We start from the raw sequence: 25,240 nt of genomic DNA, 5'->3' as shown, positions 1-25,240 counted from the left end.
CCGATGACGAGTCCAATCATTCAAATCCGCCAATTGCAAAAACGCTTTGCCGCCAACGGCGCGGACATCGTCGCGCTGCAAAATGCCGATCTCGACATCGCGCCCGGCGAGTTTGTCACCCTGGTTGGCGCTTCCGGCTGCGGCAAGTCGACCTTGCTGCGCATCGTCGGTGGCCTGGAACCCGCCAGCGGCGGCAGCGTTAGCGTCGACGGCGCGGCAATTACCGGCCCCGGTATCGACCGGGCTATGGTATTCCAACATTACAGCCTGTATCCGTGGCTGACCGTCACCGAGAACATCACGTTTTGCCGGCAACTGAAGGTACACCGCGACGTGTCCACGCTGAGCGATGTCGAGTCCGCCGAAGGCCGGGCCGACGCCTTGATCCGCTTGATGGGCCTGAGCCACGTCGCCAACGCCTATCCCAACCAACTGTCCGGCGGCATGCAGCAACGGGTGGCCATCGCTCGGGCCTTGATGGCGCGGCCGCGCATCCTCTTGATGGACGAGCCGTTCGGCGCGCTGGACGCCCAGACCCGCGAGGTGATGCACGATCTGATCCTACACGTTTCCATCCTGGAAAAAACCACGGTGCTGTTCGTCACCCACGACGTCGAAGAAGCGATTTATCTGGCGCACCGGGTGGTGTTGATGGCGCCCCGGCCGGGACGCATCGCCGCGGTGCATACGGTACCGTTGCCGGACCACCGCGACCAGGACATGAAGCAGAATCCGGACTTCGTTGCCTTAAAAAAACAAATTCTGGCCGGCATCCGCGAGACCTCCGGCATGCACACCGATTACGAACTACTCGAGCGTCTGGGCCAGGCTACGACGCTATAACCGATTTAGGAGACCACGATGAGCTTAGCCTCGATCAATACCACCGACCTGCTATGGAGCGAAAACCTGCCGGCCGGCGCCCATACCTCGTTCCGAATGCGGCGCGGCAACCGCCTGCGCCTGACCGACATCGAAGGCGGAGCCAATCTAGCGGCCTTGTTTATCAACTACGACGAACGCAGCGAACGCTACAACATGGCCGATACCCTAAAGGCCCAGCATACCTTTCATTTGACTGAAGGCTTTGTCTGTTATTCGGACATGGGCCGGGTGTTGTGCTCGATTACCGGCGACACACTGGGCTGGCACGATACCGTATGCGGGGTGTCCGATGCCGCGCACGTGCAGGCCAAATACGGTACCGCCAGCTATCAAAGCCATCGCAACGCGATGTACCGCAACGGTCGCGACAGCCTGCTGATCGAATTGGAAAAATGGGGCTTGGGCAAACGCGATCTGGTGGCCAACCTCAACTTCTTCAGCAAGGTCGCGGTCGGCGCGGACGGCAATCTGCAGTTTCAGGTGGGCCATTCCACCCCAGGCAGCCAAGTGGAGCTGCGGTTTGAAATGGACACGCTGGTGCTGCTTAGTACCTGTCCGCACCCGTTGGACCCCAATCCGCACTACCAGCCCAAACCGGTGTTGCTGGAGGCCTATCGCGGCGCGTTGCCGGATCAAGACGACAAGTGCCGCAATTTCCGCCCGGAAAACGGCCGCGGTTTTACCAATACCGAACGTTATTACCTGTAACACCGATTTTACGAGGAATACCCTATGCCCATCGTCGAAAGCACGCTCGATCCGAGCAGCGCCATATACGATTACACCCTGCCGGCCGGCGAACCGTGGCTGCATACCATCAAACAAGGCCAGACTTTTCGCATCCTGGATCTGGAAGGTAACCAAGCCGTCGACACCTTGTTTTACAGCGCGGCCGATCATGAAGAACGCTACAGCGCCAGCGACACCATCCGCCGGCAAGGCAATTTGTACCTGAGCGCCGGCACCCGGCTGATCTCCGGCGAGGGCAACGTTTTATTGACCATCGTCGCCGACACCTGCGGCCGCCACGATACCCTGGGCGGCGCCTGTGCCGCCGAGAGCAACACGGTGCGCTATGCCCTGGATAAGAAGCACATGCACAGCTGCCGCGACAGCTTTCTATTGGCCATCGGCCATGCCGACTGCGGCCTGGCCAAGCGCGACATCGCCAGCAATATCAATTTTTTCATGAACGTGCCGGTCACACCCGACGGCCAATTGACCTTTGCCGACGGTATTTCCGCGCCGGGCAAGTATGTGGAAATGCGGGCGGAGATGGACGTGATCGCGCTGATTTCCAATTGCCCGCAGTTGAACAACCCGTGTAACGCCTACAACCCGACGCCGGTGCGGCTGCTGATCTGGGATTGATTTTTCATCCGCACCGGGACGACCCGGCGCCGGTATGTCAAGGCGGGACGGCCCGCCAAACGAGGATTCATGTTTAACAAGGTTTTGATCGCCAATCGCGGCGAAATCGCCTGCCGCATCATGCGGACCTTAAAAGAATTGGGCGTCGCCAGCGTTGCGGTGTATTCCGAAGCCGACGCCCACGCCCGTCACGTCCGGGAAGCCGACGAAACGGTGTGCGTCGGCGGCGCAGCGGCGGCCGACAGCTATTTGCGCGGCGAGCGGATTTTGGCAGCAGCGCTGGCTACCGGCGCTGAGGCGATTCATCCCGGCTACGGCTTCCTGAGCGAAAACGCCGAATTCGCCGAGCAATGCGCGGCCGCCGGCATCGTGTTCATCGGCCCGACGCCGGAACAATTGCGGCGCTTTGGTTTGAAGCACACCGCCCGCGAGATCGCCAAAACCTGCGGCGTGCCCTTACTGCCGGGCACCGGTTTGCTGGCGGACATCGATCAGGCTTTGCAGGCGGCGAGTGCGATCGGCTACCCGTTGATGCTGAAAAGCACCGCCGGCGGCGGCGGTATCGGCATGCGCTTGTGCCGCACCGAGGCCGAGCTGAGCGAGGCGTTTGCGGTGGTGCAGCGCTTAAGCGCGGCCAATTTCAAGGACAGCGGCTTGTATCTGGAAAAATTCATCGAGCGCGCCCGTCATATCGAGGTACAGATTTTCGGCGACGGCGCCGGGCGGGTGATCCATTTGGGCGAGCGCGATTGTTCGGTACAGCGTCGTAACCAGAAAGTGATCGAGGAAACCCCGGCACCGGGTCTCAGCGAGGCGACCCGCGCGGCACTTTACCGCCATGCCTTGGCGCTGGCCGAGGCAGTGAATTACCGCTCCGCCGGCACGGTCGAATTCGTTTACGACCAGGACAGCGGCGAATTTTATTTTCTGGAAGTCAATACCCGCTTGCAGGTCGAACACGGCGTGACCGAGCAAGTCACCGGCACCGACCTGGTGGCCTGGATGCTGCGGTTGGCGGCCGGCGACAGGGCATTTCTGGATCAATACCGGCATGCGCCGCAAGGCTGGGCTATGCAAGTCAGGGTGTACGCCGAAGACCCGAACAAAAATTTCCAGCCCTCATCCGGCCTGCTGACCGATTGCCGTTTTCCGGACAATGTCAGAGTCGATCACTGGCTGGAAAACGGCCTGGACGTCACGCCGCATTACGATCCCTTGCTGGCTAAAGTCATCGTCCACGCCGCCGACCGCGATCAGGCTCTGGCGCAAATGGATAGCGCTTTGGCCGACACCCGCCTGTACGGCATCGAAACCAATCTAGCCTATTTGCGGCGGATCGTCGCCGACGACGTGTTTCGTAGCGGCCGGCAGATCACCGCCTACCTGGCCGGCCTGAGCTACCAGCCTCGCACTCTGGACGTGCTGGAAGCCGGCACCCAAAGCATGATTCAGGATTATCCGGGGCGCTTGGGTTATTGGGACGTCGGCGTGCCGCCGTCCGGGCCGATGGATATGCTGGCCTTTCGCTTGGCAAACCGGATTTTGGGCAACCCGGAGGGTGCGGCCGGGCTGGAAATGGCCATCAACGGCCCCAGCCTGCGCTTCAATTTTGCCACCCGCATCGTGTTGACCGGCGCGGCGATGCAAGCCGAGTTGAACGGTCAAGCCATACCCTACTGGCAGGCGATTGCGGTTGCGGCCGGCGACGTGTTGAAACTGGGCAATATTGCCGGCCAGGGTTGCCGCAGTTATCTGGCGATACAAGGCGGCTTCGACGTGCCGGAATACCTGGGCAGCCGTGCCACCTTCACGCTCGGCCAGTTCGGCGGCCACGGCGGCCGAGTGCTGCGAGTCGGCGACGTGTTGCCGGTTGCGGCGGAAACCGCTATGGCAGAGGAAGTTGCGCCGAATCCAGGCGCGCTGCCCCGTTACGCCGAGCGCTGGCAAATCGGCGTGCTGTTCGGGCCGCACGGCGCGCCAGACTTTTTTACCGACGAGGACATCGCCGAATTTTTCGCGACCGATTGGGAGGTACATTACAACTCCAATCGCACCGGCATCCGCCTGATCGGCCCGAAACCGCGCTGGGCCCGTAGCGACGGCGGCGAAGCCGGGTTGCATCCATCCAACATCCACGACAACGCCTATGCGATCGGCGCGGTGGATTTTACCGGCGACATGCCGGTCATTCTCGGCCCGGACGGCCCCAGTCTGGGCGGTTTTGTCTGCCCGGCTACCGTGGTCGCGGCCGAATTGTGGAAGCTGGGCCAATTGAAGCCCGGCAATACCGTGCGTTTCATCCGCTTGAACCGCGCGCAAGCGGCGAAACTGGACGCCCAGGTCGAGCAGGCCTTGGCCGACCCGGCTCATGCCGCGTTACCGGAACTGCCGGCACCACCCGATTTCGCGGAAAGCTGCATCCTCGCCCAGAGTCCGGCCGGCCAAGACCGGGTGGCGGTGACCTATCGCCAGGCCGGCGACCGCAATCTGCTGATCGAGTACGGTCCCTTGGTATTGGACCTTAATCTGCGGTTTCGGGTGCATGCCTTGATGACCTGGCTGCAACAACGCCGCATCGCCGGCATCGTCGATCTGACGCCGGGCATCCGCTCCTTGCAAGTGCACTACGACCGCCGCCTGCAGCTGGACGAACTGCTGCGGATTCTGGCGCAAGCCGAAGCCGAACTGCCGGCCATCGAGGACATGGAAGTGCCGACCCGAATCGTCTACCTGCCGCTGTCCTGGGATGATCCGTCCACGCAACTGGCAATCGAAAAATACATGCAATCGGTGCGCAAGGACGCGCCGTGGTGCCCGAGCAATATCGAGTTTATTCGCCGCATCAACGGTCTTGACAGTATTGAACAGGTCAAGGACATCCTGTTCAACGCCAGTTATCTGGTAATGGGCTTGGGCGACGTCTATCTCGGCGCGCCGGTGGCGACGCCGATCGACCCGCGTCACCGGCTGGTGACCACCAAATACAACCCGGCCCGGACCTGGACCCCGGAAAACGCGGTCGGCATCGGCGGCGCTTATATGTGCGTCTACGGCATGGAAGGTCCGGGCGGCTACCAGTTCGTCGGCCGCACCGTGCCGATGTGGAACCGCTACCGGCAAACCGCCGATTTTCGCGACGGCAAGCCGTGGCTGCTGCGCTTTTTCGACCAAATCCGCTTCTATCCGGTATCCGCCGAGGAATTACTGCGCTACCGACAGGACCTGATCAGCGGCAAGCTCAAACTGGATATCCGCGAGGAAACCTTTAGTTTGCACCAGTACAACGAGTTTCTGCGCGCACACGCCGGCGAGATCGCCGCATGTAAAAGCCGGCAACAGGCTGCCTTTGATGCTGAACGCGAACGCTGGGAACAAGCTGGACAGGTTTATGCCGATGATCAAGCAGTCGCGGCGGCGGCCATCGATACCGAGCTGGACTTGCCGGCCGGCGCCCGGGCCGTGGCCAGCCATATCGCCGGCAACGTCTGGCAAGTACTGGTCAAGGCCGGCGATAGCGTCAAGCAAGGCGACGCCTTGGTGGTGGTCGAATCGATGAAAATGGAGTTTCCGGTCGCGGCGCCGGAAGACGGCACGGTCTGGCAAGTGTTTTGCGCCGAAGGCGGACAAATCAGCGCCGGCCAGGATTTATTGGTGTTGCAGGTCGGGGAGGACGCATGAAAACCTGGAGCGAACTACCGAAAGTCCTGAGCATCGTCAGCCTTAGCCAGGCTTACCGGGACGGCGCGTTGACGCCGGCGGGGTTAGTCAAAATGCTCTGGCAACGTCTGGAATCGGCGCCAGAGCGCGGGGTCTGGATCAGCCGCGTGCCGCTCGAACGGCTGCAGGCTTATGCCGCGGCATTGGCGGACCAATCGCCGGACGAGTTGCCCTTGTATGGAATTCCGTTTGCGATCAAGGACAATATCGATCTGGTGGATTTGCCGACGACGGCGGCTTGCCCGGCCTATGCCTACCAGCCCGAGCAATCGGCGTTCGTAGTGCGGCAATTGATAGCCGCCGGCGCGATTCCAGTCGGCAAGACCAATCTGGACCAATTCGCGACCGGCTTGGTCGGCACCCGCTCGCCTTACGGGGTATGCCAAAACAGTTTCGATCCAGATTACATCGCCGGCGGCTCCAGTTCCGGCTCGGCAGTCGCGGTGGCGAGCGGTCTGGCCAGCTTCGCCTTGGGTACCGACACCGCCGGCTCCGGTCGGGTGCCGGCGGCCTTCAATAACTTGGTCGGCGTCAAACCGACGCGGGGCTTGTTAAGCACGTCCGGCGTGGTGCCGGCCTGCCGCAGCCTGGATTGCGTCTCGGTGTTTGCGTTGACGGCCGCCGACGCCGAGCGGGTGCTACAAGTCGCCAATGTGTACGACGGTGCGGACTCTTACAACCGCCCAGACCAGCCCTTGCCGGTGCCGCCCGGTTTTGCCGACGGCTTTCGCTGCGGAGTGCCGAAGCCGGAGCAATTGCAATTTTTCGGCGACGAAGCAGCGAAGGCGTTGTTTGCCGAGGCTGTCGCGCAATTGCAGGCCCAAGGCGGCAGCATGGTCGAAGTGGACATTCAGCCCTTGCTGGATGCCGCCGACTTGCTCTATGCCGGGCCGTGGCTGGCCGAGCGTTATCTGGTGGCCGGCGAACTATTGCAATCCAACCCTGATGCTTTATTTCCGGTTACCAGGGACATTTTGGCCAAAGCGTCGGACTTGTCGGCCGCCGACGCCTGGCGTGCGTTTTACCGCTTACAGGACTTGAAGCGGCAAAGCGATGCAATCTGGCGACAGGTCGATGTGTTGGTCACGCCGACCACCGGCACGATTTACCCGATTGCCGCCGTCGAAGCCAATCCGGTCGAATTGAACAGCCGGCTGGGCTATTACACCAATTTCATGAATCTGCTCGACCTCAGCGCCATCGCACTGCCGGCCGGGTTTCGCGGCAATGGCCTGCCGTTCGGCATCACGCTGTGCGCGCCGGCCTTTGCCGACCGGACTTTGCTGGCGTTGGCGAAACGCCGAGAACAGTTGGCCCCGCATAAATTGGGTGTCTCCGAAACCTTAAGCTCCGATTTTCCCGCAGCGGACGGCGACGACTTGGCCGGCTTTGTCCGGGTCGCGGTGTGCGGCGCGCATCTGTCCGGCCTGCCGCTGAATCATCTGTTGACCGGCCGCGGCGGCATCTTGCTGCAACGCACGCACACCGCGCCAACTTACCGACTTTACGCATTGCCGGACGGGAAACGGCCCGGCATGGTGCGCGACGAATCCGGCGCGTCGATCAGTGTCGAGGTTTGGGCTTTGCCGATAAGCCGGTACGGTGAATTCGTCGCCGAAATCCCGCCGCCGCTGGGTATAGGCAGTGTGCAATTGCAGGACGGGAGCAGCGTGCAGGGCTTTGTTTGCGAAGCGGCCGCCGTGCGCGAGGCACTGGACATCACCGGCTTCGGCGGCTGGCGCGCTTATCTAACCCGTCCCGACTAAACCGCCGGTTTTAGCCATTAAATTTTCCTCAACCCTAACCATTCAAGCCGAATTTTCCGGCTTGCGGGGGCGTTTGCGCCCGAAAAAAGTTTGCTGACTCATTGACCGACAGGAGAATACTCATGCCAACCCCTGCTTCCCGAACTCGCGAATGGCTATATGCCGCACCGCTGCTGATGGCGATGTCGCCGCTTCCCGCTGAAGAGCGCGCCGGCTTATTGAACGGCTTGTCGCTGATCAACGACTTGCCCTGGATGAAAGCGGCCGGCTTGCGCGTCCACAGTTGGGCCGACGCCGGTATCGTTTACAACGCCAACGATCCTGGCGACGGTTACAACGGTACCGTGGTGTTTGCCGACCGGGCCAACGAATTCAATCTGCATCAACTCGGCGGCGAGTTGATCCGCGATGTCGATACCGCTGGCGACCATTGGGACATCGGTGGCAAGCTGACCCTGATGTACGGCAGCGATGCCCGCTTTAACACCATTAACCCCTACGGCGGCGGCCATTGGGACAATCGCTTGATCGGTTCCGACGAGCGCTTTTACAAGCTGGCGATCCCGAATGCCTATCTGGACATCTTCACGCCGATCGGCAAGGGTTTGACCACGCGCATCGGCCGGTTTTACACGATCATGGGTTACGAGACCGGATTGTCGCCGGATAATTTCTTCTACACCCATCCGTATACCTTCCAATACGGCGAGCCGTTTACCCATTTCGGTATGACCACTACCTATCCGGTCCACCAAAATCTGAGCGTGACCTTGGGCGCGGTGACCGGTGGCCACACCAAACTCAACGGCGTGCTGGACGGCAACGGCGCCTGGGACGGCTTTGACAAAAATATGGAGAACTGGAATTTCCTGGGCGGCGCCACCTGGACCAGCGACGACGCGGCGACTTCGTTCACGGCCACGCTGATTACCGGTGACGTCAACAGCGACAACAATCTGCGCGAATTCCAGCGCCAGACCGGCATCGACAAGCGCGACAATCGCACCTTTTACAGCCTGGTCTTCCAGCACAACTTCGCCGAACGCTGGCACTACGTGCTGCAGCACGACCACGGTATCGAGCAACAGCATCCGTTGAACAATTTTGCGGATGCCGAATGGTACGGTATCCATTCGCAATTGAAATACGACGTCACCGATACGGTGGGTGTAGGCGTTCGCGGCGAGTGGTTTCGCGACGACGACGGCGTTCGGGTCGGCCAAATGTGCCCCAGTTGCGCGGTGTTGGCCACCGGGCCGGCCAATTATTATGCCGCGACGCTGGGCGTGAACTGGAAGCCGGCCAAATGGCTGATGCTGCGGCCGGAAGCGCGCTACGACTGGTCGGAAGGCGTCGATGCTTACGACGAGCGTAACAAGGACAGCCAGTTTATTTTCGGTGCCGACGTGGTGGTGACCTTCTAAAGCGGCCTTACCAAACCTTGAGCCGGTAGCCCAGCCCGGATTCCGTGAGCAGCAGTTTGGGCTGGGCGGGGTCGGCTTCCAGTTTTTGCCGGAGCTGGCTCATGTAAATCCGCGGATAGTGGGCGTGTTCCTGGTAATTGGGGCCCCATACTTCTCGGAGAATTTGCTGGTGGGTTAGTACTTTGCCGGCATTTTTCACCAGTACCGACAGCAGCCGGTATTGGATCGGCGTCAGGTGGATTTCGCGGTCGTCGACTTTAACCACCCGGCTGCTCAGGTCGACCTGCAAATTGCCGGTGGTAAACACGGACTCCGGCGCCGAGTCCGGCGGGCGTAAGGCGTGGCGGAGCGCCACTCGAATCCGCGCCTGCAATTCGCCGAAACCGAAGGGTTTGGTCAGGTAGTCGTCCGCTCCGGCGTCGAGCGCGTCGATTTTCTGTTGTTCGCCGCTGCGGGCCGAGAGGATGATGATCGGTAGCGCCGACCAGGCCCGCACCGCCTTGATAACGTCGACGCCGTCCATATCCGGCAGGCCCAGGTCCAGGATCAGCAAGTCCGGCTTGCGCACGCCCAATTCGACCAAGCCTTGTTTGCCGGTCTCGGCATCGAACACCTTATAGCCGTTGCTATGCAGGCTGGTGCGCAGAAAGCGGCGGATGGCCGGGTCGTCTTCGATGACAATGATAACGGGGTCGGTTTTGGACATGGCGCAGGCTTCCGTTGTGCTTTATTCCTCGGGTTCGACTTCGGGCGGCGGTTGATCCAGCGGCAGCTTGAACGCGAATACCGCACCGCCTTCGGGCCGGTTGTGCGCGCTGATGGTGCCGCCGTGGATTTCGACGATCGCGCGGCAGATTGTCAGGCCCAGGCCGACGCCGCTTTGCGCCGTCTCCTGGCGGCCTTGGTAGAACTTTTCGAACAGGCGTTCTTCCAGGCCGCGCGGAATGCCGGGGCCGCGGTCGGCGACGGCGATTTCGACGGAACTGTCGCCGAAGTCGGCCGAAATTTCCAGCGCGCTGCCCGCCGGGGTATAGCGTACGGCGTTTTCCAGCAGATTGATCAAGACCTGTTCGATCATCACCGAATCGACCAGCACCAACGGGATACCCGGCGGCAGCTTGACCGTGACCGGCCGCCCGGCCAGTTGAGCTTGTAACTGGTTCAGTGCGGTACCGACGATTTCCTCCAGCGGATACCATTGCTTGTTCAACTCCAGCACGCCGGCTTCGAGCTTGGCCATGTCCAGGATGTTGTTGACCAGATTCGCCATCCGTTCCGCTTCGTCGACAATGCCCTGGCCGAGTTCGACGATGTCATGCGGCGCCAGTTTTTGCGGGTTGTGGGCGATGGTGCTGGCCGAACCGATGATGGTCGCCAGCGGTGTGCGCAAATCGTGGGAAATCGCGCTGAGCAGCGAGTTGCGCAGGCGCTCCGCTTCCATTTGCATCTGGGTGGAGCGGGCCCGTTCCGAAAAGCGGATGCGGCCGATGGCCTGGCCGATCTGGCGCAGAAAAGTTTCCAGCAGTTTTTGCTGTTCCGGCAAAAACACCCGGCGCAGATTGACCGGTAACAAGGCCAGCACGCCCAATACCTGGTCGTCGCCGTGGATCGGGAAGTAGACGGCAGAGGCGCCGGGCAGGGTGTCGGTGCCTTGTCCGGCGATTTCGTTGTGGTCGAATACCCATTGGGCCACGCTCAAATCGGCGCCGAGCAGCGATTCGGCAATGGCTTTTTGGGTCGGAAACGCCATGCGGCCGTTGGCGTTCGGAAACAGAATCACGTTGCGGCTGCTGAATTCGGCATACAAATGTTTTACCGCGACCCGCACTACGTCGGTTTCGGTCTGGCTGCTGCCCAACTCCCGGCTCATCGAATACAAAGCCGCGGCTCGGCGTTCGCGATGCGCGGCCACCTTGGCTTGCGAACGCACGTTCGCGGTCAGATTGCTGACCACGATGCCGACCGCCAGCATCGCCGACAGCGTAATCAGGTACTGGCTGTCGGCCACCGAAAAACTGTAGTACGGCTGTACGAACAGCAGGTCGAAGCAGCCGACGCCGAGCACCGAGGCCAGCACCGACGGGCCGCGGCCGAAGCGGCTGGCGACGAAAATCACGCCCAACAAATACACCATCACCAGATTGGCCGGCTCCAGGCGGCCCAGCAGCAGATAGCCGGTCGCGGTGACCAGTCCGGTGACGGCAAAGGCCGACAGGTAGCCAAAGTAACGGCGCTTGGTTTTGGCCGGGATGCGTTGGCGCAGGCCGGGCAGGGGGCTTTTGCCGAACAGCGCCAGTTCCGGCGCGGCTGCGCCACGTTCCCGCGTTTGTGGGCTGCCGAGCAGATACAGATTGATATTGTGGGCCCGGCTGACCAGGGTATCGACCACCGATCCGAACAACCAGCGCCGCCAGCCGCGCCGGCTGGGTTTGCCGATCACGATTTTGCCGATATTGCGTTGCCGGGAAAAACGGATCAAGGCTTCGCTCATATCCGGCGAACTCAGGGTCACGGTTTCCGCGCCGAGTTGTTCCGCCAAACGCAGAATGCGCAGCACGCCGTCGCGCTTTTCGGCCGGCAAGCGCTGCAACTGCGGGGTTTCGACGTAGGCCACGATCCATTCCGCGCGCAGGCTGGTCGCCAGACGTTTGCCGGCGCGGACCAGGCGCTCGGCCAATGGGTTCGGGCCGATGCAGACCAGAATCCGTTCGCTGACCTGCCAGACCTCGCGGATGGCGTGGTCTTCCCGGTAATCCAGCATTTCGGCGTCGACCCGGCTGGCCGTCTGGCGCAGGGCCAATTCCCGCAGCGCGATCAGATTGCCTTTGCGAAAGAAATGCTTGATCGCTTCCTGGGCCTGTTGCGGCAGGTAAACCTTGCCTTCCTTGAGCCGGTTCAGCAGCTCGTCCGGCGGCAGATCGACCAACTCGACTTCGTCGGCGTCCTCGAACACGGTATCCGGCACCGTTTCCCAGACCCGGATGCCGGAGATCTGGCCGATATCGTCGTTCAAGCTCTCCAGGTGTTGCACGTTCAGCGCGGTGTAGACGTCGATGCCGGCTTCGAGCAGTTCGTGGATGTCCTGCCAGCGCTTGGGATGGCGGGAGCCGGGCGCGTTGGAATGGGCCAATTCGTCGACCAGGATGATGGCCGGCCGCCGCTTCAACGCGGCATCCAAATCGAATTCGTGCAGCACGGTGCCTTTGTAGTCGATCCGGCGCAGCGGCAACGTTTCCAATCCGGCCAGCAGCGCCTGGGTTTCTTTACGGCCATGGGTTTCGACGATGCCAACCACGACGTCAAGATTGTCGGCACGGCGTTCCCGGGCCGCCAGCAACATCGCAAAGGTCTTGCCGACGCCGGCCGCGGCGCCGAAGAAAATCTTCAGCCGGCCGCGCTTGGCCTTGGCCTGGTCGCGTGCAAACCGGGCTAGCAGGACATCTGGGTCGGGGCGGGGTTGTTCCATAGCGGTTCCGAAAAGCGGTGCGGATGGTTCGGGCAGGCTCAGTTTACGGACGGATCGATAAAAATGCCGTAAAGATTTGACCTGTCATATTTGTCGTTACCCTTCAGTACCATATTAATGCTAAGGCGCAAAATTTAAGATTTGTGCACCTCTTCAATAATTTATAGGAAATAAACCATGACGAAAGTTAAAAAAGTTCTGAAAGCGGGTTTAGCGGTCGGTTTGTTGGTCGCCTCCAGTGCAAGCTCGGCCAGCGTATGGGCGCCGACGGATAACGATGCGCAGTTTGCCAATCCCTTTGCCCTGCTATTCAACATCCCAAGCGGAGAAAAGTTCGGTATTTTCGAAGATACCGCGTCGTTGAGCAGCACATTAGGGAATGCGGCGATTACCCCGGTATTGAGTTTCACCGACGCCGCGACAGTGCTGTTTACCCAAAACGGCAGTAATGTCGACATCAAAACCGATAGCTCGAACGGCACCTTACTCGGTTCCAGCAATTTTCAATTAGGCTGGTGGTCGCCGGCTGGTTGGGTCACCGAGCATTCCAGCAGCATGCTGAATTTGCTAGGTAAAACCTCTTGGAGTCTGGCTTTCGTCGATCCGACTTACCAAGGTGCCGGTAACGAACACCGCTTGTTTGCGTTCGACATTCAAGCTTCCCAAGCCACCTCAGACGGCGGCGCCCCGGTGCCGCTACCCGCATCGGTTTGGTTCATGACCAGTGCGCTACTCGGCTTTTTGGCTAAAGGCCGTCGCAAATCCAGCGTTTTTGCCTAATGTCGTTAGGCCTTTGCACCCCGCCGTCGGGTGCAAAGGCCGTTTCCTGCCAAATCATTGTCGGCAGGGCGATCGTCACCGGCTACAGTCCGGTAAACCCTCGCCAAATTCCAAGGTGTCAGTAAGCCCCGGCCCGGGCAACTCTATAGCGAGAAACTGATACTAAATCCCACCCTGACGTCCTGATCCAGAATCGGCAACGCACTCCGTTTATTCGCAAAGGTAGCAATCACCGTCCCCATTACCGACCAGTGGTCGTCGATAGCATAGCTCAGCATTGCGCTGCTCAGCGCTTGGCCGGCATTCAGCGTGCCTTGGTTGAAGGAAGTGAAGGTCAGGGTATCGTTCAAAAAACGGCAGTTGTAGCGTATCAGCCAGGTGCCGAAGATATCGCCGTTGGCGGTGCGTTCGCCGGGAGCCAAGCCGCTGTCGTGAGCCAGAAATGAGCGCGCCAGCACCGAAGCGTTGATGCTTTGGTCGTTGGTCAGTGCGTAATCGAAGCCCAAGGATGCGCCGATTTGGTCTTTTCGCACCGTCGAGGTATGCGGGATCGGCGCCAAAATGGTGGTGTCCTCGAGCAAGCCGACGCTGTAGGCTAGATCCAGCTTCAACAATAATTTGCCGATGGCCCGGTTGGCGCTGGCGCCGAGCAGCCAGTAACCGTTGTCCTTGGCCTGAATATGGCCGGAAAGTCTGACTGGCGTCAGGTAATGCAGTTGGTTTTCATACAGATACGCCGCCATCAGCGAAACATCGCTATGTTCGACCGACCACTGCATCCGCGCCCCGGCCTCGACCCGGTGGCGGTCCGAGTCGGGGGCGTCGATCGGAAACAAGGGTGCCACGTAGGCCGGACTGCCTTTGCGCGGCAGCGGGTTGAATTGCGGATTCAGATTGACGAACATCGCCCAACGCCTGGCGTCGGCGAAATGCTCCCAGACCGCGAACCATTGGTTGATGCGGGCGTCCTCGACCTCTATCGTGCTCAGGTCGCGGTATTCCAGCACGTTCAAGGTGTCCAGCACCGAATTGCCCTCGGCCTCTCCCCACACCAAGGTCTGCCGGCCCAGTTTGAAGGTGTGGCTGCCGAAGGTCTTGCTCAGATACAGCTCGTTTAGCCGCATTTCGAGGTTGTCCAGGCGTTGCTCCATTTCGATCGACTGGCTGCTCAAGCCTTCGAAGTCGTAATCCGACGGCCAATACAATTTGGCTTGGCCGCTGCCTTGCAGATTCCAACCTGGCGCGAACGGATTCTGGTATTTGATTAACAGGCCGAGCCGGTTGTCTTCCACAGTCGCTTGTTTCAACGCGCCGGAATCGGTTTTGTGGTCGTGAACCTGCGCGTAAACCAGTTGGGTGAATTTGAAGGTGAATTTGTCCCAAAATTCGGAACCGGCATCTGCTGCCGCTAGGACCGCGTTATCGTCGAACGCCAGCGAGCCGGTGTCCGGCAAGTCAAGCGTCGGTTCGGCCCGAGCGGCGGTCGTCAACGCCAAGGCGAGGGCCAGCCAGCGCAATGGCCGGGTCCGGCCTATCGTCTTGGCGGACGGCAACGGATCACCGTTAATTCACTTGAGCCCGTAGTTGTGCCAACGTGGTTTCCCGGAAGGCCACATCGGTCAAGGTTCGCTGGGTCAGAAAGTCTTCCGGAATGTTGACGCCGCTGTTGATCTCGCTCCGCGCCATATTCGACAGCCGGTTGGTGACCAGATTCATCATGGTTTGCGAACGCGCGGTCCAGACCCCTTTGATTTCCTCGACCTTGGACGTCAGCAAGCGTTTGATTTCCTTGTTTTGCTTGTCGTACAGCTCGACCCGCAACGACACGTAGCGCTCCTTATCGACGTACATCACCCGGCGGCCGTAGCGGGTCTTGCGGGCGCGCTCGGCATTGGGGATGGTTTCGATTTTCCAAACCGGCCGGCCGGCTTCCACGGCTTCGCCCAGGACGTTGATCGTGTAATCGTCCAGTTTGCCGGTTTCGGTGTCCTCGGTGGTGAATTCGGAGCCGAACAGCGAGGCCGGCTCGGAATCCTCGTCGGAATTGCCGCTGGCGATGCGTTTGACCTTACCCAGCGCCGACAAATACAGCCAGGTTTCGTTATCCTTGCCGGTTTCGTCGTAGCTGTAATTCAACATGCCCACGCCTTTTTCGGCGGCCGGTTCCAGCACGATGGTCACTGCCTTGGTGTCTTTTTTGTTTTTGCCGTCGTTGATGCCGACCGCTTCCAGCAGTTTTTCTCGGGGCGTTTCGGCGCAGGTGATTTTGTTGTCCTTGATGCCGTATTGGCAACTGGATAAGCGCGATTTGACGAAGGCCGAGTCGGTGATGCTGCGCTGATAGTCGGACAGCTTTTCCAATATGGCCCGCCCGTCCGGCGCGCCGCCTTCCTCGGCCGCCGCCGGCTGAGCCATGACGGCGCAGACCGTCGCCAGAATCAGCCGATTTGCAAGGGTATTACGCATGCTTGAACCTCATAAATTGACGGTCGTATCGACCTGTTTGAGACCGAATTTCGGTTTGAAGGCCACCAGCAGGGCCGGCAGCAAAAACAGCTCGCACAAGATGCCGACGAAAATCGCCAAGCCGCCGAAGATGCCCATCTTCGCGGTGCCGAGGTAGTCGGAAAAGCCTTGAATCGAAAAACCCAGGCCCAACACCATGCCGGTAAACAGTATCGACGGGCCAACTTCTTCTATCGTTTCCCGCAAGGCTTCGGCCATCTGTCGGGTCTTGATCAGCGCCTGTCGGTAATGAGTCATGAAATGGATGGTGTCGTCCACCGCCAAGCCGATGATGACCGGCGCCAACAGCAAGGTATCGGTGTCGAGCGGGATGTCCAGCAAGCCCATCAGGCCGTAGGTGAACAAGGCCGGAATCACGTTGGGAATCAAGGACAGCAAACCGGCCTGCACCGAACCCAGCGTCAGGAAGATAATCACGCTGATGACGCCCAGCGCCAACAAAAAGCCGTCGTATTGAGAATGGGCGATGATGGCCTGGGTCCGCATCGCCAACGGTACCGTGCCGGTCAAAGTCACTTCCAGATTGGGAAGCTCGGCTTTCATGTCGCCGAACACTTGTTCGATTTCGCGGTTCACTTCGTCGAAGAAGGCTTGGTACTGCGAAGAGCCGGCGCTGTAGACATTGACGCTGATATGCGACTGGCTGTAGTCGTCCGAGACGATGCCGCGCCGGTCGGCCGGATTGACGCTGTTGAACAGATACAACAATTGCGCCACCATGGGCTGCGAATCCGGGATGCGGTAAAACTCCGGCCGGTCTTCGTTCAGCACCCGGTAAGTGTCCTTGACCAGATTGGCTAGCGAATAGGTGCGGCTGACCTGGTCCGGATATTTTTCGGCGATTTTTTGTTGCAGCTTATCGATCCGGGTCAGAATTTTTGGGTCGAGAATGCCGTCCGCCGTTTTGGTGTCCAGCATGATTTCCATGTTTTGCGTGCCGGCCATTTTGCTGTCGGCGGTCTGATAGGCCACGCGGATGCTGCTGCCTTCCCGGGTCAGTTCGGTGACGTTGGAATCGATGCGCAATTGGCTTTCGCCGTACCAGCAGGCCGCGACCAATATGCCGAACAACAGCAAGGACAGCCGAAATTGCCGCGAGGCCAAGCGCGGCACGGCTGTCAACAAGCGTTTCTGGCCGCGCACCACGCCGTAGGTCAACACCGAAATCAACGCGATGTAGCCGCCCACGCTCAGGCCCAAGGCTAACATGACCAAGCCGACGTAGCCGATGCCGCAAGCCGTGCGAACCGGCACGGATAGCGCCAGCCAACGATTCGCGATACGCCGCGTCCAGCCCGGTTTGACCGAAGCATCGGCCACGCCGGGATGCCAGAAGTCCAACAGGATCGGCAACAGCAGCACCGAAAATAAGTAGGCCAGCCCAACGCCCAAGGTGGACATCGCGGCGAACACCCGGATCGGATAAAGCTCGGATGAAATCAGCGAAAAAGTACCGGTCATATTGGTGATGCTGGTGATCAACATCGGCAAGCCGGCGGTGGCGTAGGCATCCGAGAGCGCCTGCCGGTGATGGTCGCCTTGCTGGCGGCGCGCTTGGTAAATGCTGATGACGTGGATGCAGTCGGCCATGCAGCAAACGAACACCAACATCACGGTCAGACTGATCATCGTCGATAGACTTTTGCCGGCCCAGGCCACCGCGCCGGTGACCCAGACGATGCTGAACAGCACGATCAACAGTGGCCACAATACCGCGCTGAACGAGCGGAACAATACCCACAGCAGCAGCACGTTGATCAGAATCATGCCCAGGTTCAAGCCGGCCGATTGCTGCAGCACTTGCTGCACAAATTCCATTAGCGGCGGATAACCGACCGAATAAAATTCGAAGTCGTTGTCGTAGCGTTGGTACACCGCTTTCAAGGCCTTGACGAAGCGGGCGTAAACAAAGTTATCGACCTTCTCGTACTGGATGGTTTGCACCTCGGCGCTATCGTCGAACTTCAGCGTGTCGGCACCGCCCGCCACATCGCCGAAGCTGTCGTCCAAGGCCACGCCGTCGCCGTTGACCTTGGGCACGTAGTCCTTGACCGGGACGGCGCCGAAATCGGTTTGGATCAACACCGCCGCGTATTGGCCGTCCGGCGAGTAAAACGCCAGCCTATAGTCTTTTTGCGCCAGCGCCTGGGCTTTGATTGCGGCGAATTCGGCCGGACTGTCGGGCAATTGCCGCGGCACCAAGCGGTTGGAATGCAGGGTGTCGCCGTCGGCGCTTTGCACCCGGATGTTGCTTAAGGACTGCACCCGGCGTATATGGCGCAGGTCGTCCAGAGCCGCGGTTTGTCCATTGGCGTCCTTGACCTGGTCGCCGAGTTCGCGCCAGTTTTCCAAGTCGTCGGTCAAGGCTTGCAGGGTTTCCAACGAAGGCCGCGAGAACACGTCGCCGTCCTTGGCCCGGTAAACCAAAAACACCGAGTCGTCGCTACCGAACTGGCGGCGAAACTTGTCCAACGCGACGATGGCCGGATCGCTCCGGTCCAGAAAGCTGTTGGCGGCGGTGTTGATGCTGGTGCGAGTCAGCGCGCCGAATAGCAAAAACAGGGTTAGCGCGAGAGTGGTCAGTAAAATCGCCCACTTAAACCGGATTGCCCTTAGCGGGACACCGGCAAAATATTCGTTCAGGCTGTCGAACCATTTCTCCATCATGACTCCATCGCGGCGGCGTTTCGACCGCGCAGCCGGTTCTTTGAATTAGCAGTTAGCGAGGCGCCGGATAAGGCGCGTTGGCCGCCGGCAATAGCGCGTTAGACCAGCGAGGCTGGAAGCCGCACACGAAACGACTCCGCAGCGCACACCAGAAAAGCAAATACCGAGCCAAAGGGCCGGCGGCAAGGATATTGGCGGTCGCGGGTTCAGTACCCAGCCCGTGAGTTACTAAACTAGGTTATTTAACAGTGGCGTTGTGTGTAATGGCCTATCTGCGGGACTGAGGCGGCCGGACGGCGGAGCGATATGCTCCGCCGAATTGAATGCAGCCGATCCTAACGATTGCCAACTTGGTAGCGACGCAGTGCCGGATCGGCCTCGATCTCGGCATTGCGGAACAAACAGGGGCGCCAGCCTTTGCTGGAAAACAAGGCGGTCTGATCGGCGTAATGCGGCGACTCCGGGTCCGCAGACTGGGAAAACGCCATCACGGCTTGGGCGGACGGACCTTGCGCCGTCAATTCCACCGCCAGCAAAAACGAGGTGCCGTAATTGACCACGTAGCCTTGATCGGTCAAACCGGTGGCCGGATTCAGCACTTTTCCTCTGGGTGTGGTCGGCAGCAAGCTGTCGTTCGAGCCGCTGTAGGCCGCCATATTCAAAATGCCTTCCTGGCCTTGGCCGCCGTGGATCGGTATTTTGACGGCGTTTTTCGGGCTGAATTGCACATCGCCCAATCTGGCATCCAACTCGATGCCGGCTTGTTTCAACCTTTGCGCGGCCTTGGCCAGGGCCAGCAAAGCAGGGTCTGGAGCGCTTTTCGGCGCTGGGGCCAATCCGCTGGGCGTGGCGAGCGGTTCGGCCGGGTCGAAGGCCTGGGCAAAGATTTGGCGGTTCGCCGCCATCAGCGTATCTTCGTGGCCGCCGGCTTCCGGACGGAAGCCGCTCAAAAACTCGCGAAACAGCACCGCGCCGCGGCTGTCCGGGTCGAAGCGTTCGTCCCAGTTAGCCAATACCCGACAAGCCTCGGCCAAATCGACGGTTTTGCCGTCCACTTTAACGGCTTTGGTTTTCCGGCAGCGCTCAACCAAGGCCGATCGGAACAATTGGCCGGCCAAGGCCTGATTGGACAAAGCCGCATCCTTGACCGCTTGCAACGTAAATTTGCCGGTTTGGCCGCTGAGCGTGCGTGCGTTCATCCGGGTGCGCAACGAAGGCGGTTGACGCTCGTCGCCGTACAGCGCGTAAAAGCCTTCCAGCGGCTGCTTGGGGTTGGTCAGCCAATGGCTGTCATTGGCGTTGAATACGAAGTCGCGCCGGGCCAGTTGCGGGGCGCGCTCGAACGGCACCAATCCCGGTTTGCGGGCGGCAGGATCGTTGACCCATTCATCGCGCGACGTGCTACCGTCCAACAGATAGATGCCGTGAAACGCGAAGAGCGCGGCAACGCCCGGATCGCTTAGCCTGGCTTGCCGCCAGGCCTGTAAAGTCGCCGGCGACAAATGCGGTACCGGCGAGCTGTCGGCGTACCAAGCCTTACCTTCGGCCGACGCGGCGACGGTGTTGGAGAAGGGCACACTGCCGGCCCAGCGCCGGTGGGCGTCGATCAGGCCGTCCATGTTCACCGCCTTGGCCATGTCGAAAAATTGGGCGAGCATCGAGTCGTTGTCGATATTGGCGTCGCGGTAGGTCAATACATGTTGTGCGTTCCAGGCGTAATCGGCCATGCCGCCGGTCAGGGCCGCCGGAATCGACAGGATGGGTCCGTAATGGCTGCGCCATAGCTTGCGGGTTTTTGATTCCAACGTCCCCGCTTTACTCAATACCTCAATCGTATACTCGGTCGGCTCCAATGCCCGCACCTGACCGTCGTAGTAATAACGGGTGGCATCGCCCGGCAGCAGATTCAATTGATATAGCGTGGCCTTGGGCGAGGTGGTTACGGTCAAGGTCCAGGCCACCGCGGCATTGAAGCCCACCAGCGTGTTCGGTACGCCGGGGACGGTGATGCCGTACACATCAAGTTGACCCGGCACCGTGACATGCGACTCCCAAGCCTGCAAGGCACCTTCCCAGGGAAAATGTGGCTGAGCCAGCAACATGCCGTGGCCCGATTCGGTCATGTCGGCGCCGATCGCCCAACCGTTGCTACCCGGTCTTTCCGCGTCGGCGGCTGGCGCGGCCGGTGCCGTTACCGGCGTGCCGGCGGCTTGCGGCGGTTGGGCGTTACTGATAAATGGCGTCAGAAACCGGCTGCTCAGAAAGATGCTGAAATCGGTGGCGATCGCCAACAGGTCGGCCGCACTGACTGTCACGTGCTGGCGCGGATCGCGGCAGGCTGCGGGTAGTTTGGCGGTATCGGTAACGGCCAGATACCGATTGATGCCGGCAGCGTGCGCGGTCAACATGCTTTGAATTTCGTTGGGCAGGCCGGGCAAGCGTTTTTCCGCGTCCGCCAGCAGTCGCAAATGCCGGTAGGCAAAATCGCTTTCGACGTTGGCTTCGTACTCGCCGGGGCCGAAGTAGCGCGCGCGTTCGCCGCGCACCTTGATCACCTGATCCAGCAACACGCAAAGTCGGTCTTCCGCCATCGCGTAGCCTTGGCCGAACCAGGCTCCAGCTAAATCTTGAGCCGTAATGTGCGGAACTCCGTAGCGGGTGCGCCGAATAGTCGCCGAATAGCTGATCTCGTCGGCAGCAGCAGAGAGTTTCTCCCGGGTATCCATAGTCGTTAAAACCTCCGATTGACACGGTCCGCTGATGAATATTGCGGAAAAAAAACAAGTGAACAAGCAATGATGTATTAAGGGTTTTTTAGTATCCATAAAACTATAATAAAAATTCGGTTTTAATGTCAGATATCGGTTTTATCGATGGAGTGTTTTCAGAAATATTCGATTATTTCGCCTGGTTAATTTTGAAACAAAGTTTATGAGTTTATGGCAAAAACTATACTATTAATTTCAACGTATCGGCATGCTGTTTTTCCGGGTGTAAAGCGATTTATATTTCGTAATTATTAAAAAATAAAATAGAGCGTAAACTTAGCCGCCGATAGGACGCTCAGTACTGAAAGTTGGTGTTTCCTGCAGCCGAGATGGTCGGCTTTCATTGGTAAATGTAGCATTTTAAGGGCCAATTATGCTTGGTTTTACTAAAGATTTGTTAGATGATGCGATCCTGTCGCGGCACCAGGCGACTGGTTCTGGAGCTTTGCAGACGAGCTCAGCGGCTTAATTTGACGGCTAGTATCAAATCGATTTTTTCTTGGCCTGGTGTCCGGTTTTAGGGCATATGACTCAAGTTTTAATAGATTGCGGCATATGCCCTAAAAAATATGCTTTTTTGAGTGATATGAAATAGTTATTTGCCGCGATTTTTTGAGTTATTCGGCGAGAATTTTGGTGCGACAATTTGTCTCATTGAAATTGTGTGAAACTCGGTTGAAACTTCGCGCCGACTCCGGTGGAGTCAGCAGGAGTGTTAGGGTTCTTTAATCGCTTGGCGGCTAAATTAATAATCGCCAATTTATGTTTGATTTGGAAATTAAATTTTTCAGTCAAAACAAAGGAGAAAAAATGAACACGAAGAAAATCAAAGCAAGCCTTTTCGCGCTCGGCGCATTATCTACAGCGTTAATGACGGCGGATGCCAATGCGGCGTGCGTAACCGGTAAAAACGCGACCATTACGCTGAATAAAACGGTATTGGCGACCATCGCCGGCGGCGGTAGGCCCGGCGGCGTGACGTTGCCGGTCGCGGATGCGAGTACCGGGCAAGCCCTTTGGGGCGGGGTGGACTATGGCAAGCGCTTTATCTACCTGAACGCGTTTCTGGCTGATAGCGCATTCAGCTACAGTACCTTAAGCAACACCGTGCCGGCGACATCCACCGGCGGAACCGGCGTGCTTGCCGGTACAGACACCTATCCAACTCAAACCCTGCCTGTGGTCTGCGCCACATCCGCTACACCTAATTACACAACTACTTTCCAAACCGGCAATATCGTCTCGACCTATAACGCAGGAACCGGTACCGGAGAAATCGGTTTGGCCGGTGTTTTCAAAGTACGCAGTGCTTTCCAAAACCCTAGTCTCTCGCTCAGATGGGGCAAGCTTTCGTTGAAAAAAACCGGCGGTAAGTGGTTAGTAATGGACAACTTGGTAACATCTATGGTACCGAGTGGTCTCCCTCAATCTCTGTTCAAGCTGACCGAGGTGACCGAAACTCTATCGGGTACCACTGTGACACTGAAAGGCAACTTGCGTTTTGCCGATAACACCGGAGCGACCGACTGGGGCAGCTGTATCAAAGGTACAAAAATCGGCGATGCAGCTGCAAATTGTAATAACGGCGACGCAGGCGACACCATCGGTACCGGCGCCAATTGGTGGCAAACAAGCACTGCCACCTACAACAACCAAACCATGCTGACCGGAAGCGGTACCTATACGACAGCGACTGCGACCAAAACCGGTACCCCGGCGCTTTACGGCAGCCCTCGTCCAACCGGCAGCGAGTCTCAAGCCCTGGTCGGCACCATCGAAGTGACCTATACGTACTAATTGCCGATAGCTTCACTGGCGATAGATGTGCGTCCATCGCCTTCGTTTGAAGTCTACCACCAGGGAAAGCTCCGCCTACCCTGGTGGTTTTTCCGGACATAACTCCAAAAAATTTCGGCTGGTTTACCCCAAAACAATAATTTTAAGAAAAACTCATGAAAATTTATCCCGCAAACCTTAAACATCTGGCCGCCGCGCTGGTACTGGCGGCAGCCTCGCCGGCAAGGGCCGACTTACCGAGCGGCACCATCGGCGGCATGGCCTATTTCACTTACGACCAAGCCACCTGGGCGACAGTACACAGTACGGCAATGCGTACTGATGTGCATGGCATCAATTTGAGGAGTACGCCGGACTTGACCTCAGATACCTACGGTAATCGCTTAGTTTATCCGCAGCTCTTCCGCGACTATCGCCAATCCGCGTCGATAACGAGTTCAGGCGTAGCTTCCGACTATAACATCGTTCACGGTACTGCTGATCCGGAAGCGGTCAAGCAATGGCGGATTTTCGATCCGGCGCAACGCGTGCCGCTGGCCCAGCCCGAAGGCGGCTTCGCGATGCCGGTCGATCCAATCGAGCCCGGATTGCCGGTCGATTGGGGTACGGGTTACGCTGAAACCCGCTACGATCCCAATCCCGTCTCCTTGAGCGGCCTTCTCGTTCGTTCGGTGATCGGCCTGGGTGGCGGGTTCAGGGTGGCGAGTGACTTTTCTGGTCCAAGCGGCTCGTTGTGGTTTGGCGGCTTGGAGTTAAGAGAGCAAGCTCCGGCTGATGCCGACAATCCGTCATACAGATGGACTATTACCGTTACCACCCCCGCTCAAGCTCAAGGACCGGCCTTTGAACTGATCGATCCGCTGTTCGGCGTCAATGCCCAAGGCCAAATGACCTTGGAAGCCGACTACAGATGGAGTCCCGGCGGTTGGAGTATGGCCTTGGGCTTAATGAATGTAGACGGCACACTAAACGAAGATGGCAAAAAAGTCATGGGCCACATCTCCATCAATCCCAACCGCTCCGGAGCGCCGGTTTCCAGCGTACCGCTACCTGCCACGGCCTGGCTGTTCGGCAGCGCGCTGCTGGGTTTGATCGGCATCAAGCGCCGCGCCGCTTCCATCTGACCCCCACCTCGCGACAATCCAAGGAGCACGAATATGCACACCGTTAAAACCCTCGGCGCCGCGGCGCTGCTGATCCTGTCCGCCAACGGCCAAGCCGCCTTATTGAGCCGGGCCGGCGGCACCATGGTCTACGACACCGAATTGAACGTGACCTGGCTGGCGGACGCCAATCTGATCAAAACCCAAATGGCCGCCAATCCCAATCTGGTCAGTCAGATCATCGCCAATGTCGGCGGCATCCACGATACCCCCAATGACTACGACTCACCGGCCGGCAGCGGTTACCACGCGCTGACCGCCCGCGACTTCGACGCCGAAGACGGCCGCATGACCTGGTACGGTGCCAAGGCCTGGGCCGAGAACCTGACATACGGCGGCTTCAGCGACTGGCGGCTACCGAATTACGGTACGCCGGGGCCTGGATACCGTGTCAGCGGCAGCGAGCTGAACCATTTATTTGAAGAGTTGGGCGGCTTCGACCCCGATTTTGCCACCAGTCCGGATTACAACCTGTTCAGCAACTTTCCGTCGGTGCAGGGCGGCGGTTACCACACCCCAAAATACTGGCTGGATGCCGAGTTTGGGCCGTTTCCGGAATTCGCCGGTTACTTTACATCGGCCTTTCCATCGGGTGCCGCGATTCCGGAAGGCTACCAAAGCTACGGCGTCAAGGGCGACGAATATCTTAACGCCTGGGCGGTGCGCGACGGCGACGTGGGCGCGGGGTCGCCGGTGCCGCTGCCTTCCGCCGTTTGGCTGTTTGCCGGCGGCTTGGGCTGGCTGGGTGGCAAGCGCCGCCGTGCCGCTTGACCGGTAACCCGCCATTTAAAATTTTAACGAACCAGGAAAAATGCACATGCAACTGTTAAAACCGCTAACCGCAACCTTATTGCTCACCCTGTCCGCCACCGGCCAAGCCGCGCTGCTCAGCCGGGCCGGCGGCACCATG

At 59.2% G+C, this 25,240-nt stretch carries 16 protein-coding genes; 10 read left to right on the top strand and 6 right to left on the bottom strand.

Annotation, left to right across the window (positions count from 1 at the left end; genetic code table 11):
• Positions 1–3 precede the first annotated feature (3 nt).
• From C2U68_RS18930 to C2U68_RS18905, 6 genes are all read left to right on the top strand, one after another.
• Positions 4–843 (top strand): ABC transporter ATP-binding protein, encoded by an 840-nt coding sequence (locus tag C2U68_RS18930; protein WP_140914035.1) that lies wholly within the window; start codon positions 4–6, stop codon positions 841–843.
• A gap of 18 nt (positions 844–861) precedes the next feature.
• A complete protein-coding gene (locus C2U68_RS18925) occupies positions 862–1,593 on the top strand; it encodes an urea amidolyase associated protein UAAP1 (protein ID WP_140914034.1) in 732 nt (243 codons plus the stop codon).
• 24 nt (positions 1,594–1,617) lie between these two features.
• Positions 1,618–2,256, top strand: a complete 639-nt coding sequence (locus C2U68_RS18920) for an urea amidolyase associated protein UAAP2 (RefSeq protein WP_140914033.1) — start codon at positions 1,618–1,620, stop codon at positions 2,254–2,256.
• A gap of 69 nt (positions 2,257–2,325) precedes the next feature.
• Positions 2,326–5,934, top strand: a complete 3,609-nt coding sequence (uca, locus tag C2U68_RS18915) for an urea carboxylase (RefSeq protein WP_140914032.1) — start codon at positions 2,326–2,328, stop codon at positions 5,932–5,934.
• Positions 5,931–7,739 carry an allophanate hydrolase gene (gene atzF, locus C2U68_RS18910; protein ID WP_140914031.1) on the top strand — a complete coding sequence of 603 codons (1,809 nt, stop codon included), beginning with the start codon at positions 5,931–5,933 and terminating at the stop codon, positions 7,737–7,739. The genes uca and atzF overlap by 4 nt, the downstream gene beginning before the upstream one ends.
• 122 nt (positions 7,740–7,861) lie before the next feature.
• The gene (locus C2U68_RS18905; RefSeq protein WP_140914030.1) at positions 7,862–9,163 is read left to right on the top strand and encodes a porin; all 1,302 of its coding nucleotides are present in this window, start codon (positions 7,862–7,864) and stop codon (positions 9,161–9,163) included.
• Between the two features lie 7 nt (positions 9,164–9,170).
• On the opposite strand, the gene C2U68_RS18900 is transcribed toward C2U68_RS18905, so the two are convergent.
• Together C2U68_RS18900 and C2U68_RS18895 are read right to left on the bottom strand one after the other, a co-directional pair.
• Positions 9,171–9,869 carry a response regulator gene (locus C2U68_RS18900; RefSeq protein WP_140914029.1) on the bottom strand — a complete coding sequence of 233 codons (699 nt, stop codon included), beginning with the start codon at positions 9,867–9,869 and terminating at the stop codon, positions 9,171–9,173.
• A 21-nt stretch (positions 9,870–9,890) separates the two neighbouring features.
• Entirely contained in the window at positions 9,891–12,629 is a 2,739-nt protein-coding gene (locus C2U68_RS18895) for a sensor histidine kinase (RefSeq protein WP_140914028.1), read from the bottom strand.
• 177 nt (positions 12,630–12,806) lie between these two features.
• Here C2U68_RS18895 and C2U68_RS18890 point away from each other — a divergent pair, with 177 nt between their 5' ends.
• Complete coding sequence (locus tag C2U68_RS18890; RefSeq protein WP_140914027.1) at positions 12,807–13,409, top strand: hypothetical protein; 603 nt, start codon at positions 12,807–12,809, stop codon at positions 13,407–13,409.
• A 143-nt stretch (positions 13,410–13,552) separates the two neighbouring features.
• Here C2U68_RS18890 and C2U68_RS18885 read toward each other — a convergent pair whose 3' ends face one another.
• The 4 genes from C2U68_RS18885 to C2U68_RS18870 all read right to left on the bottom strand — a co-directional run bounded on the left by C2U68_RS18885 (position 13,553) and on the right by C2U68_RS18870 (position 21,328).
• Positions 13,553–14,962 carry a DUF1302 family protein gene (locus C2U68_RS18885; RefSeq protein WP_140914026.1) on the bottom strand — a complete coding sequence of 470 codons (1,410 nt, stop codon included), beginning with the start codon at positions 14,960–14,962 and terminating at the stop codon, positions 13,553–13,555.
• A gap of 10 nt (positions 14,963–14,972) precedes the next feature.
• On the bottom strand, positions 14,973–15,875 hold the full coding sequence (locus C2U68_RS18880; RefSeq protein WP_140914025.1) for an outer membrane lipoprotein-sorting protein: 903 nt from the start codon (positions 15,873–15,875) through the stop codon (positions 14,973–14,975).
• A 9-nt stretch (positions 15,876–15,884) separates the two neighbouring features.
• Positions 15,885–18,602, bottom strand: coding sequence for an efflux RND transporter permease subunit (locus C2U68_RS18875; protein ID WP_140914024.1), 2,718 nt, complete (start codon positions 18,600–18,602; stop codon positions 15,885–15,887).
• Between the two features lie 335 nt (positions 18,603–18,937).
• The gene (locus tag C2U68_RS18870) at positions 18,938–21,328 is read right to left on the bottom strand and encodes a penicillin acylase family protein (protein WP_186289672.1); all 2,391 of its coding nucleotides are present in this window, start codon (positions 21,326–21,328) and stop codon (positions 18,938–18,940) included.
• A gap of 804 nt (positions 21,329–22,132) precedes the next feature.
• On the opposite strand from C2U68_RS18870, the gene C2U68_RS18865 reads away from it, so the two are divergent.
• The 3 genes from C2U68_RS18865 (at position 22,133) to C2U68_RS18855 (ending at position 25,101) form a co-directional block, all read left to right on the top strand.
• Entirely contained in the window at positions 22,133–23,167 is a 1,035-nt protein-coding gene (locus C2U68_RS18865) for a hypothetical protein (protein ID WP_140914022.1), read from the top strand.
• Positions 23,168–23,322: 155 nt separating this feature from the next.
• Positions 23,323–24,291 (top strand): hypothetical protein, encoded by a 969-nt coding sequence (locus tag C2U68_RS18860; protein WP_140914021.1) that lies wholly within the window; start codon positions 23,323–23,325, stop codon positions 24,289–24,291.
• 33 nt (positions 24,292–24,324) lie between these two features.
• The gene (locus C2U68_RS18855; protein ID WP_140914020.1) at positions 24,325–25,101 is read left to right on the top strand and encodes a VPLPA-CTERM sorting domain-containing protein; all 777 of its coding nucleotides are present in this window, start codon (positions 24,325–24,327) and stop codon (positions 25,099–25,101) included.
• Positions 25,102–25,240: the final 139 nt, after the last annotated feature.

The sequence above is a fragment of the Methylomonas koyamae genome (assembly GCF_006483455.1).
Lineage (GTDB): Bacteria > Pseudomonadota > Gammaproteobacteria > Methylococcales > Methylomonadaceae > Methylomonas > Methylomonas koyamae_B.
The sequence above is the reverse complement of the archived record's forward strand: the minus strand, read 5'-3'. Positions and strand labels throughout refer to the sequence as shown.